This is a genomic window from Nocardiopsis sp. KDC1DS13DA1, assembly GCF_055632325.1.
The window spans coordinates 74172-86533 of the sequence record NZ_JBVMUY010000038.1 but is presented as its reverse complement, the minus strand read 5'-3'; the positions used below and the strand labels follow the sequence as shown (position 1 = coordinate 86533).

At 73.8% G+C, this 12362-nt stretch carries 10 protein-coding genes; 7 read left to right on the top strand and 3 right to left on the bottom strand.

Annotated features, from left to right (window positions below; all coding sequences use genetic code 11):
• Nucleotides 1–174: 174 nt before the first annotated feature.
• Nucleotides 175–1401 carry a PP2C family protein-serine/threonine phosphatase gene (locus tag ACTVAJ_RS25100; protein WP_470390723.1) on the top strand — a complete coding sequence of 409 codons (1227 nt, stop codon included), beginning with the start codon at nt 175–177 and terminating at the stop codon, nt 1399–1401.
• Nucleotides 1402–1767: 366 nt separating this feature from the next.
• Here the strand turns inward: ACTVAJ_RS25100 and ACTVAJ_RS25095 are convergent, their stop codons facing one another.
• Nucleotides 1768–3162: an MBL fold metallo-hydrolase gene (locus ACTVAJ_RS25095; RefSeq protein WP_470390722.1), complete on the bottom strand. Its 1395-nt coding sequence runs from the start codon at nt 3160–3162 to the stop codon at nt 1768–1770.
• A 271-nt stretch (nt 3163–3433) separates the two neighbouring features.
• Nucleotides 3434–4222: a hypothetical protein gene (locus ACTVAJ_RS25090; protein WP_470390721.1), complete on the bottom strand. Its 789-nt coding sequence runs from the start codon at nt 4220–4222 to the stop codon at nt 3434–3436.
• Between the two features lie 223 nt (nt 4223–4445).
• On the opposite strand from ACTVAJ_RS25090, the gene ACTVAJ_RS25085 reads away from it, so the two are divergent.
• Nucleotides 4446–5093: an HNH endonuclease family protein gene (locus ACTVAJ_RS25085; RefSeq protein ID WP_470390720.1), complete on the top strand. Its 648-nt coding sequence runs from the start codon at nt 4446–4448 to the stop codon at nt 5091–5093.
• Between the two features lie 270 nt (nt 5094–5363).
• A complete protein-coding gene (locus ACTVAJ_RS25080; RefSeq protein ID WP_470390719.1) occupies nt 5364–5939 on the top strand; it encodes a snapalysin family zinc-dependent metalloprotease in 576 nt (191 codons plus the stop codon).
• Between the two features lie 162 nt (nt 5940–6101).
• On the opposite strand, the gene ACTVAJ_RS25075 is transcribed toward ACTVAJ_RS25080, so the two are convergent.
• The gene (locus ACTVAJ_RS25075) at nt 6102–7325 is read right to left on the bottom strand and encodes an ROK family transcriptional regulator (RefSeq protein WP_470390718.1); all 1224 of its coding nucleotides are present in this window, start codon (nt 7323–7325) and stop codon (nt 6102–6104) included.
• Nucleotides 7326–7440: 115 nt separating this feature from the next.
• Between ACTVAJ_RS25075 and ACTVAJ_RS25070 the strand changes: the two genes are divergently transcribed.
• The 4 genes from ACTVAJ_RS25070 (at nt 7441) to ACTVAJ_RS25055 (ending at nt 12357) form a co-directional block, all read left to right on the top strand.
• Nucleotides 7441–8583, top strand: coding sequence for a Gfo/Idh/MocA family protein (locus tag ACTVAJ_RS25070; protein WP_470390747.1), 1143 nt, complete (start codon nt 7441–7443; stop codon nt 8581–8583).
• Entirely contained in the window at nt 8580–10181 is a 1602-nt protein-coding gene (locus ACTVAJ_RS25065) for a sugar ABC transporter ATP-binding protein (RefSeq protein WP_470390717.1), read from the top strand. The genes ACTVAJ_RS25070 and ACTVAJ_RS25065 overlap by 4 nt, the downstream gene beginning before the upstream one ends.
• Complete coding sequence (locus ACTVAJ_RS25060; protein ID WP_470390716.1) at nt 10178–11248, top strand: ABC transporter permease; 1071 nt, start codon at nt 10178–10180, stop codon at nt 11246–11248. Before ACTVAJ_RS25065 ends, ACTVAJ_RS25060 begins: the two co-directional genes overlap by 4 nt.
• 83 nt (nt 11249–11331) lie before the next feature.
• Entirely contained in the window at nt 11332–12357 is a 1026-nt protein-coding gene (locus ACTVAJ_RS25055) for an ABC transporter permease (protein WP_470390746.1), read from the top strand.
• Nucleotides 12358–12362: the final 5 nt, after the last annotated feature.

Here is a 12362-nt window from a genome sequence, read left to right as displayed (position 1 = left end):
GGTACCGATGGTGTGCCGCGACCCGCCGGGGCGCGTTCGAGCAGGCAGGATGTGAGGAGGGGACGGAAAGCGCCGTGAACCGCCCAGTTCCTTCGGTCGCTCCGGCACGGCAGGAACGCCGACCGGCGCGGTGAGCCGGATACGGGCAGGGCGAGGAGCGAGAGAAGGCGGGCCATGGCACAGGACGGGGCGGAGCGGTCGGAAGGCTTCGGCGAACAGCTGCTGGGGCTGCTGCTGGACCGGGCACGGCTGCTGCCGCCGCAACTGATCGCCCCGCTGGTCGCGGAGGAACTGACCAGGGTCGGCGGTCGTGACGTCTCCATCCTGCTCCAGGACTACGTGCAGGAGCTGCTGGTGCCGCTTCCGGGCAAGGGGCTGCACGTGGGCGAGCCCGAGCCGGTGGACGGCTCCCCCGCCGGACGGGCCTTCCTGCGCATGGAGGCCGTCGAGGTGCCGCAGGAGCGTGGCGGCACCCGCATGTACCTCCCCCTGCTGGGCGGAAGCAACGAGGTGGGGGTGATGGCCCTCACCCTGGGCTCCGTCAGCGACGACGACCGGCGCCTGCTGGGCAGGCTCGCCAGCCTGGTCGCCGACATACTGGTGGCCAAGAACGCCTACACCGACCAGTTCTTCCTGGTCCGGCGCCGGGAGCCGATGAGCGTGTCCGCGGAGATCCAGTGGGGTCTGCTGCCGCCGCTGACGATGTCCGTGCCACAGGTCGAGGTGGCCGGCATCCTGGAGCCCGCCTACCGCGCGGCCGGTGACAGCTTCGACTACGCGCTCAACGGCGACATCCTGCACGCGGCCGTGATCGACGCGATGGGCCACGGCCTGGACGCCGCCGCGATGGCGACGGTCGCCATCGGCGCCTACCGGCACGCCCGGCGCGTGTTCATCAGCCTGCCCGAGAAGTACGCGTTCATGGACGACGCCATCTCCCGGCAGTTCGGGCCCGACCACTTCGTCACGGCGCAGCTGATGCACGTCAACATCGCCACCGGTGGGCTGGAGCTGGTCAACGCGGGTCATCCCGCCCCGTTGCTGATCCGCGAGGGCCGGGTCGTGCGGCAGTTGGAGAGCGCGACCACGCTGCCCATCGGCCTCAACGGTGAGGCGCCCCGGATCGAGGAGCACGTGCTGCGGCGGGGTGACCGGGTGCTGTGCTACACCGACGGCATCATCGAGGAACACCTCGCCGACGGGGAGCTGTTCAGCGAGGAACGCCTCATCCGCTGCATCGACCGCCTCGGGAGGGAGCCGTCGGAGGGGGTGCGAGCGGATCTGCGCCGGCTCTCCCACACCCTGAAGGGGGAACGGGGCGGGCGTACCAGCGACGACGCCACCCTCTTCATGATCGAGTGGCGCGGGGGAGCCGCCGACCACCTCGCCGAGATCGAGTGAGGCGCCGGAGGTCCCACCACCGGGGCGCGGCCCGGCGGACCGGGCGCAAGGGCACCGCCACCGCACCTGTCCCGGTTCCCCACCCGGCGGGCGGAGCGGGCAGCCCGACCGCCGCCTCAGCCCGAGGGCTGATCCGCGGGGTGAGGTCGCCGTGGCGTTCACCGCTGCCGCCGTCGGATCGGGAGAAGGAGCGTTCGGCCGCCTCCACCAACAACGGTAGGCAGACACGGCCGCGGCCACACGGGCAGAAGGCGCCAACGCACCCGCACATGACGCCGAGCCGCGGCGCGGGCGGGGAGGAAGGATCCCTGTCCTCAGGGCGCCCGGACACGGTCCGAGGTGAGGGGGAGGACCCGAAAACACAGCCTAGGCGGAGTCGGTCATGGGGACGCCCTTGTCGGCCGCGGCGGCGAAGTCGTCGTCCACGACCACCACACGGCGGCCGGCGCGGGCCAACAGCGAGGCCGCCGCGGTCGCGCGGTATCCGCTGCCGCAGTGGATCCACACCGCTCCCTCCGGAACCTCGCCGATGCGCCGGGGCAGCTCGGGCAGCGGGATGTGCACGGCACCGACGACGTGGGACTCGTTCCACTCGTTGCGCAGCCTCACGTCCAGCACGGTCTCCGGAGCGGGCAGGCCGTCGGGGACGGCTCCCTCCAGTGCCGCGGACAGGTCCGCGAAGTCGGCGGTGTCCATGGTGCGGATCTGGTCGGGTCCGGCGGCCAGCCGCTCGGGGGCGCCGGTGGCCGCGGCGGCGACGCGGTCGATACCGATACGCACCAGCTCGCGCCGGGCCCGGGCGACCTGTTCGGCGGTCTCGCCGAGGAGGGTGAGCGGCGCCCCCCAGTCGATCAGCCAGCCCAGCCAGGTGGCCATCGGGCCGTCCAGGCCCAGGCTGACGGTACCGGCCAGGTACGCCTGGACATAGGCCTTGCGGTTGCGCAGGTCCACGACCCACTCACCCGCCTCCAGACGCCGACGCAGTTCCAGCGGGTCCGCGGTGGCGGGCGGGCGCAGGTCCACCGGTTCGGGGCCCGCGAGGTTGGTGACTCCCATGTGCGCGTAGTAGGCGGGGTAGGCGCCCAGGCCCGCGAGGGTCCGGGTGACGAACTCGTCGGCGGCCAGGCGCAGCGCCGGGTTGAGCTCCCTCTCCCGTCCCACGGTGGAGGCGTCCCCCTCGGCCTGGGTGGCCGAGCAGAAGCTGCCGAAGCCGTGGGTGGGCCATACCCGCGCCCCCTCGGGCAGCAGGTCGGCGAGCCGGTGCGCGGAGGCGTGCTGGTGTCGGGCCAGGGTCTGGGCGTGCTCGCGTCCCAGCAGGTCGGTGCGCCCGGTGGTGCCGAACAGCAGCGAGCCGCCGGTGAAGACGCCCTCGGTTCCCTCAGGGCCCTCCAGCGCGTAGGAGAGGTGGTGGAAGGTGTGTCCGGGGGTGGCGATGACACGCACCCGCATGCGCGGGGAGACCTCCACCAGGTCGCCGTCGGCCAACGGCACCCGGTGGAAGGGCACCTCGTCGGCGGCCGCCATCGCGTAGGTCGCGCCGGTGAGCCGGGACAGTTCCAGCCCGCCGGAGACGTAGTCGTTGTGGACGTGGGTCTCCAGCACGTGGGTGATGCGCACCCCGAGGCGTCCCGCCAGGGCGATGACGCGGTCGACGTCGCGTTGGGGGTCGACCACCAGCGCCACCTCGCCGTCGGTGGCCAGGTAACTGCGGTCACCCAGTGAGGACGTCTCGATCACCTGGACGTCGATCCCGGACGTCATCGCGATCCCCCCTGCTCGGTCTGGCCATGCGGACCACACGCGTGGCGACGGTCCGGCACTCTCCGTTCTACACCCCGGTCGGCCTCGGGCTCCTGTCCGACGGGCCGCGATTCCCCGCCCGTGGGGCGACGACCGGCACGGGTGGGGTCCGTCGTCCCGGACCGGGCCGACGCCGCCCGGTCCGGTCGCGGTTGGGCGTACGGGCGCCGACCGCGGCGGGCCGGTGCCCGTACGGGTAACGCCCCGCGGCGGACCCCGGGCGGGGCGGGGATCAGTGGTGGGCGCGCGATCCGTGCCGCCCGAAACTCCGGAACCTGCCCTTGTGCTCCTCGGAGGCACGGGGACGCGGCGCGGTGGGCTTCTCCCCCGCCTCCGCCCCGGCCTCGACCTCCGGTCCGGCCTCAGTCTCCGCCCGCGGTCCGACCTCAGCCACCACGCCGGTCCGCACGGTCGTCCAGGCCAACGGCCAGAACGCCACGATCGTGGCGAGGCCGATCACGTAGAAGGCGGCGAAGAACGGGGTCACCGCCGCCAGGCCCGCCACGACCAGGGCGGCCGCCACCACGATCGTCATCGTCCGGCCCATGATCCCGGCGCGGACGACGCCCCCCGCGAAGGCCAGCGCCCCGAGCAGGAAGACGATGGTGCCGCCCGTCAGCAGCGTCAGGAACCACGGTTGCAGGGCCTGCACCAGCGTCAGGGTGTCGATACCCGTGGGGATCGCCGCCGCGACGGCCACCTCCATCCCCGCGAGCGCGGCGATGAGCACGCCGCCCACGATGACCAGCGGAAACGCGAAGAAGCTCCACTGCTGCTCCCCCTCATCCCGCAGAATGCCGCGCAGCCCCTGGAAGGCCAGGACGAACAGGGCCAGGGCCCCGACCGCCAGCAGGTGCGCCAGGGCCCACCGCATCGGATCGGCCTCCATCGCCTGCGCCACGAACGCCGAGGACAGGGTGGTGCCCAACAGGAAGGGGTGGTACAGGATCACGGCCAGCAGGACCACCGGGGCGAGAGCCATGGCGGCGGCCCGGAACCAGTTACGCGTGCGTGTGGACATGGCGTCCACCTCCGGTCCGAGAACCGGCCCGGGCGCCCGCGCGGCCCGGGCACAACGGCTTTCCTCCACCCTACGACGACGGGCCCGTGCGGTACAGGCGGACGGGTTCGCGCGGACGGGCCCCGCCCGTTCGCGCGGCTCGGAGCGGCTCGGGCGCGCCTCCGTCCGCGGCCCCCCTTCACCCGCAAGATGGTCACGGAGAGTCATCAACCGAAGGGGTTCCATGCGTCCCGCACTCGCGGTCACCAGCGCCGCCGTACTGCTGACCACCGTTCTGACACCCGCCGCCGCCCACGCCGGCGAGGAGGTGCCGCTCACCGAAGCGATCACCGCACTGACCGTCGCGGCCGAGTCCCGCGACGGCTACGACCGGTCGCTGTTCCCCCACTGGGTGGACGGCGACCGGGACGGCTGCCACACCCGCAAGGAGGTGCTCATCGACGAGGCCACCGCCTTCCCCGAGGTCGGGCCCCGATGCGCCGTCACCGGAGGGGAGTGGGAGTCCTACTACGACGGTCTGACCGTCGACTCCTCCCGCGCGCTGGACGTCGACCACATGGTCCCCCTCGCCGAGGCCTGGGACAGCGGCGCCTCGGACTGGACCACCGCGCGCCGCCGCGACTACGCCAACGACCTGGACGAGAAGGTGGCGCTGGTCGCGGTCAGCGCCCGCTCCAACCGCAGCAAGGCCGACCAGGACCCCGCCACCTGGCTGCCGCCCCTGGAGGAGGCGCACTGCCGCTACGTCACCGAGTGGGTGACCGTCAAGACCCGCTGGGGCCTGTCGGTGGACGAGCCCGAACGCGCGGCGCTCACCGAGACGGCCGCGGCCTGCCCCGACGCCGTCGTGCACACCCGCCCGGCACCCTGATCCACCGGCCAGCGCGCCCGGAGCGGAGTTCGCGGCGCCCCGCGGGGCGCCGGGAACGCCCGCGTGGACGACCCGCGTCGGCCGGCCGACGGCGCACACACGCCGTCGGCCGGCAGCGCCCCGCGACCGCGAACGGGCCGCCGATCCGGTGCGCCGCGCCAGAATTATGCGTTCTGCACGTCTTGTGGTGATACGTCACTACACATAGCATCGGGCCGACCCCACCGGGTCACCGTACAGATCAGCCCCCTCACCCCCAGGGAGCCCCCCATGCTGAGACGTATCCTCACGCCCCTCCTGATCGCACTGAGCGCGCTGACGCTGACGCTGGCGGGCGCCGCACCGGCCTCCGCGGCACCCGCGGAGCAGGACCGGCCGCTGCGCCAGACCGTCCTGTACTACGACGCCAGCCAGGCGGCGGAGTACGCCTCCGCCGTCTCCTCGGCCGTGAGCGTGTGGAACTACAGCGTCAGCAACGTCCGCCTGGAGCCGGCCCCCGCCGGCTGGCGCGCCGAGATCCGCATCATCGCCGACGACGGCTGGCCCCGCGCCCACCTGGGCCCGGTCCGCCCGGGCGGGCAGGTCACCGTCTGGATGGGCCGCCAGGGCACCGACGCGGGCTACGACGCGGTGCGCATCGCCGCGCACGAGCTCGGCCACAGCCTGGGCCTGCCCGACGCCAAGCCCGGCCCGTGCTCGTCGCTGATGTCGGGCTCCACCGGCGGCGTGAGCTGCACCAACGTCTACCCCAACGCCTACGAGCGCTCGCGGGTCGAGGCCAACTACGGCGGCGGCCTGAGCGGCCAGCGCGCCACCGACGGACAGGTCCTGGTCGACCGCGCCTGAACCGGCGCACCGGCTCCGGACCCGACGGCCCTCGGCGGCGGCCCGTATCCGTGGACCGCCACCGGGGGCGCCGCCCCTCCGCCCCACCCGCGTGCGAGCGGAACCGCGCGTGGACGGCACGCCTCGGGTCCAAGGCGCGGACCCGCGACCCGGGCCCGCCGCTCAGACCCCGTTGACCAGGGTGTCGGCGTGCTCCGGGCTCAGGCAGTGTTCGATGACCATCACGGCCGCGCCGATGACGCCCGCGCTCTCCCCCGCGGTGGAGGAGACGATGCTCAGGTGCTCGGTGGCCAGGGGCAGTGAGCGCTGGTAGATGATCTCGCGCACGCCCGCGAGCAGGTGGTCGCCCGCCCGGGCCAGGGCCCCGCCGATGACGATGACCGACGGGTTGAACATGTTCACCGACGCGGCGAGGACCTCGCCGATGTCGCGCCCGGCCTGGCGCAGCGCGCGCAGCGCCGGGACCGAGCCGTTGCGGGAGAGTTCGACGACGTCGCGGCTCCCCCGGGCCGGAACACCCCTGCCGCTGAGCGCCTCGGCGAGCGCGGCCCCGCTGGCCACGGCCTCCAGACAGCCGGTGTTGCCGCAGCGGCAGAGCCGCCCCTCCCCGCTGGGCACGTAGATGTGCCCCATGTCCCCGGCGGCCCCCTGCGCGCCCCGGTAGACCCGGCCCTCGCTGACGACGCCGCAGCCGATCCCGGTGGCGACCTTGACGAACATCAGGTGGCTGGCGGTCGGCCAGGACACGTGGTGCTCGCCGACGGCCATGATGTTGACGTCGTTGTCCACCAGCACCGGCACGGGGAGGCGGGCGCCGACGTAGCCGGGGACGTCGAAGCCGTCCCAGCCGGGCATGAGCGGCGGATTGACCGCGCGCCCCGTGGCGTGCTGGACCGGCCCGGGCAGCCCGACGCCCACGCCGAGCAGGTCGGACTCCCCCCGGCCCGCGACGTCGAGCAGAGCCCGGCCCCGGTCCGCGACCCAGTCCAGGACGGGCTCGGGCCCCAGTGAGATCTCCAGGTCGGCCCGCTCCTCGGCGAGCACGTTCCCGGACATGTCGGTCAGGGCGAGCCGTGCGTGCGTCGCGCCCAGGTCGGCGGCGACGACGACCCGGGCGTCCGGGCGGAACGAGAAGGTCGCGGGCGGCCGCCCCCCGGTCGAGACCGCCTCTCCGGCGGGCCCGATGAGGCCGCTGGCCAGCAGGGCGTCCACACGCTGGGTGACCGTGGACCGCGCCAGCCCGGTGACGGCGGCCAACTGTGACCGGGTGCGCGGTCGGCCGTCGCGCAGTATCCGCAGCAGCGCGCCCGCCCCCGGTGCGGCGGTCGCCGCACGCAGCCCCGTCAAGCTCCCGTCCCCTGTTCCCGTCAGCGTGTCTTCCGTCATGCGGCCAGTCAAGCACAGGATCTGTTGGCTGATGGCCTCCCCACTAAGGTACCTCGAACAATCAACTTCTGCTTGACGCTCGACAGAAGTCCGCCGTACGGTAACCCCCATGTCAGTGAGAAAGGTCACAAGCCCGGGAGAAGTGGTCGATCCCGCGCCCGCCACGGCCTACCGGGCCGCCGTGATCGGCACCGGCTTCATGGGGCGCGTCCACACCCACGCCGTCCGAGCCGCGGGGGGCCGGGTCGTGGGGGTGGCGGGCTCCTCCCACGCCAAGGCCGAACGCTTCCGGGACGCCCACGGCGTGGACCGCGCCACCGCCGACGCCCTCGACCTCATCCACAGCCCCGACGTGGACGTCGTCCACGTGTGCACCCCCAACCACCTGCACGCGTCCCTGAGCCTGGCGGCGCTGACCGCCGGCAAACACGTCGTCTGCGAGAAACCCCTGGCCACCGATGCCGCGTCCGCTCGTGGACTCGTCCGGGCCGCCGGGGAGGCCGACCGGGTCGCGGTGGTCCCCTTCGTCTACCGCTTCCACCCCATGGCCCGCGAGGCCCGCGCCCAGGTGGCCTCGGGCCGCATCGGCCGGATCAGCCTGGCGCACGGCGGCTACCTCCAGGACTGGCTGCTCCGCCCCGAGGACGACGACTGGCGGGTGGACCCCGAGACGGGCGGCCCCACCCGGGCCTTCGGCGACATCGGCTCGCACTGGTGCGACATGCTGGAGTTCGTCACCGGCGACCGCATCACGGCGGTCAGCGCCCAGACCGCCCGGATCAGCGACACGCGCGGCCGGGACACGCGCCCGGTCACCACCGAGGACCTGGCCTCCTTCCAGTTCTCCACCGCGGGCGGCGCGATCGGCACCGCCGTGATCAGCCAGGTCTCCCCCGGCCGCAAGAACCGACTGGTGCTGGAGGTGTCGGGGACCGAGGGGTCGCTCGTCTTCGACCAGGAGCGCCCGGAGACCCTGTGGGCCGGGTCACGCGGCCGCACCGGCCTGATCTGCCGGGACGACCCCGAACTCAGCACCGACGCCGCTCGGCTGGTCACCGTTCCGGTCGGGCACCCGCAGGGCTACCAGGACTGCTTCAACGCCCTGGTCGCCGACACCGGGGCGGCCATCGCCGGGCGGCCGCCCGAGGGCCTGCCCGACTTCACCGACGGACTGCGCGCCGCCGTCCTGGCCGAGGCCGTACTCGCCTCCGCGCGCGGGCGCCGATGGGTCGAGGTCCCGGAGGTGGACGGGGGATGAGCACACCGCCCCTGCTGCGCACGCGCGGCGTCACCAAGTCCTTCCTGGGCGTGCGCGTACTGCACGGTGTCGACCTGGAACTGCGCGCCGGTGAGCTGCACGCCCTGGTCGGCGAGAACGGAGCCGGGAAGTCCACCCTGATGAAGGTGCTGGCCGGGGTGCACCGCGCCGACGGCGGCACGATCGAGCTGGCGGGCGAGGAGGTCTCCTTCGCGCACCCCCTCCAGGCACAGCGGGCCGGGGTCGCCACGGTCTTCCAGGAGTTCAACCTGCTCCCGGAGCGCACCGTCGCCGAGAACGTCTTCCTCGGCCGCGAGATCCGCCGCCGCGGCCTGGTGGACGGCCGCGCCATGGAGCGGGCGACCGCCGCACTCCTCGCCGCCCTGGGGCTGGAGGGTATCGCACCGGGGCGCAGGGTGCGGACTCTGTCGGTGGCCGAGCAGCAGATCGTGGAGATCGTCAAGGCGCTCTCCCTGGACGCCCGCGTCATCTCGATGGACGAGCCCACCGCCGCGCTGGCCGACCACGAGGTGGGGGTGCTCTACCGGATCATCGGCCGCCTCCTCGACCGGGGCGTGGCCGTGCTGTACGTGTCGCACCGGCTCAAGGAGGTCTTCGACCTGGCCGAGACGATCACCGTGCTCAAGGACGGCCGCCCGGTAGGCACCTTCCCCAGGCGAGCAACCGGCCCCGACGCACTGGTCCGCGCGATGGTCGGCCGCCCGGTGTCGGCGGTCTTCCCCGCCCCCCTGGAGCCGCGCGGCGAGCACGTCGGCCGGGTGCGGCTGTCGGTGACCGGCGGCGGCAACACCCGGGTGGACGGGATCGGGTTCGAGGTGCGCGGCGGCGAGATCCTCGGCCTGGCGGGGCTCCAGGGCAGCGGCCGCACCGAGGTGGCGCACGCCCTGTTCGGGGTGGACCGGTTCACCCGGGGCGAGGTCCGCGTCGACGGGCGCGCGGTCGACCCGCGCTCCCCGCGCCAGGCGGTACGCGCGGGACTGGTGCTGGTCACCGAGGACCGCAAGGCCCAGGGGTTGGCGATGCACCAGTCGGTGCTGGCCAACGGTCGGCTGGCCCTGGACGCCGTCTTCCCGTTCGGCTCACGCGCGCGGGCCCGGCGGCTGCCCGGTCTGCTGTCCTCCCTGGAGCTGGTCGCCCGCGGCGGCGGGCGGCAGGAGGTGCGGTACCTGTCCGGAGGCAATCAGCAGAAGGTGGTGCTGGCCAAGTGGCTGGCCGCCGAACCGGGCGTGATGGTGATGGACGAGCCCACGCGCGGCATCGACGTGGGCGCCAGGCAGGCCGTCTACCGGCTGATGCGCGAACTGGCCGCCGACGGTGTGGCGATCGTGCTGATCTCCTCCGAGCTACCCGAACTACTCGGGATGGCTGACCGCCTGGTGGTGCTCGACGACGGCCGAACAGCCGGTGAACTGCCCGGTGGCTCCAGTGAGGAGGCCGTCATGGCCATGGCCACGGGTTCGGCCCGACACGTGTCGGCCCACCCCGAACCCACCGTTCGCGACCCGGACCGCCCTCCGCCGGACGGCCGCGGCCGGACCCGCCCCGATCCGACCCGTCGCGAGGAGGCCGCACCGTGAGCGCCCTCATCGCCACCATCCGCGGCCTGGGCGCCCGGACGGGGACCACCGGTCCGGTCTACCTGGCCCTGGCCGCCCTCCTGGCCGTCAGCGCGGCCTACTTCGCCGCCCGGGGCGCCACCCTCCTCACCACCGCCAACACGGTCGACCTGTTCACCCGCAGCAGCCTGCTCGGCTTCCTGGCCGTCGGACAGACGCTCGTCATCCTGTGCCGGTCCCTGGACCTGTCGGTGGGCTACGTCGCCGCCCTGTGCACGGTGGTCGCGGCCACGACGATGGCCGGGGACCCCGCCAGAATCCCGCTCGGAGTGGGCGCGGCGCTGGGCACCGCCGCGCTGGTCGGCCTGGCCAACGGCCTCGTGGTCACCCGGCTGCGGGTCAACCCCTTCATCACGACCCTGGGCACGGGTCTGGTGGTCAAGGGCTATCTGGACACGAACTTCCAGGGCCCGGCCGGGGCGGTGCCCGCCGCGTTCCAGACCTTCGGCCACACCAGGATCGGCGTGCTGCCCGTCTCCACACTGGTGATGCTCGTCCTGGCGGTCGCCGCCGTGGTGTTCCTGCGGCGCACCCGCACGGGCTACCACATGTACGCCGTGGGCGGTGATGTCGAGGTCGCCCGGCTGTCGGGCATCCGCGCCGGGGTCCCTGTGGTCACCGCGCACGTGTTGTGCTCGGTCACCGCCGGGGTGGCCGGGCTGCTGCTGGCCGCGCGCTTCGGCGCCGGCAGCGCCCTGGTGTACGGCAACGGCTACGAACTGGAGGCGATCGCGGCGGTCGTCCTGGGCGGAACCTACCTGCTGGGCGGACGCGGCGGCGTCGCCGGAACGATCGCGGGCGTGTTCGTCCTGGCCACCCTCGACACGGTGTTCAACGCCCTGGCGGTCGACCCGTTCGTCAAGGACGTGCTGCGCGGCGCGGTCCTCGTCGCCGCCGTCGCCGTGTACGCCCGCGGCCGGCACGCACGGGCGCCGGCGCGGGTGCGCTTCCCGTCCGGATCGACGCCCTCGCCCCCGCCACCCTCCCCTCCGGCCGGGGAGCCCGAACCCCTGGGAGGCCCGCGTTGACCCCCTCCACCTCCCCCGGAGCCCCCGGCGGTCCCGGCTCCCGCGGTTCCTCCGGCTCCCCCGCCCGCACGGCCCCGTCACCGCTGCGCACCGTGCTGCGCGCCCCCTTCCGGGGCGGCACGGCGACGGTGGCACTGGTGCTGGCGCTGGTCTTCCTGGTCATCGCCGCCCGGAACCCGTCGTTCTTCGAGGGGCCGCCGCTGATGGCGTTCGGCAAGCAGGCCGCACCGCTGGTCGTCCTCGCCGTCGGCCAGTACCTGGTGATCGTCTCCGGCGAGTTCGACCTGTCGGTCGGATCGCTGGTGGGGGCGCAGGTCGTGATCGCGGCCCGGCTCATCGACGGGGACGAGGCCATGACCTGGCCGGTCCTGGGGCTCATGGCCGCCTTCGGACTGGTGGTCGGCCTGGTCAACGGGCTGGTCACCAGCGTGCTGAGAGTGCCGTCGATCATCACCACCCTCGGCACGATGCTGATCCTGTTCGGCGCGGTGCGGTACTGGACCGGCGGTGCCCCCACCGGCGCGCTGTCGGAGGCCTTCCGCGTCCCCGGCCGGGGCGGGATCGACGGCGTACCCGTGCTCCACCAGATCCCCTGGGCGCTGCTGATCGCCGTCGCGGTCGTGGCCGCCGGGGTACTGGTGATGCGTTCCCCCCACGGCCGGTCGCTGCTGGCGACCGGCGACAACGACACCGCCGCCGCGTTCTCCGGGGTGCGGGTGTGGCGCGTGCGCACACTGGCGTTCGTGTCCTCCTCCCTGCTGGCCACCCTGGCGGCGGTCCTGATCGGCGGGTTCGCCGGGGTGACCGCGCAGGTCGGCCAGGGCCTGGAGTTCACCGCGATCACCGCCGTGGTGCTCGGCGGAGTGGTGCTGGGCGGCGGGCGCGGCACCGTGGCCGCCGCCGCGCTCGGCGCGCTCACCGTCGAGGCCCTGTTCACCCTGTTCAACCAGCTGTACCTGCCATCGACGCTCCAGCCGACGGCACAGGGACTCATCATCATCGCCGCGGTGGCCTACGCCTCGCACCGCGGCGGCCCGAGAACACCGGGGCGCCCGCGGCGGCGCCCCGACCACCCGACCGAGCGGCAGCTCGGCACTGCGAGGAGGTAACACAC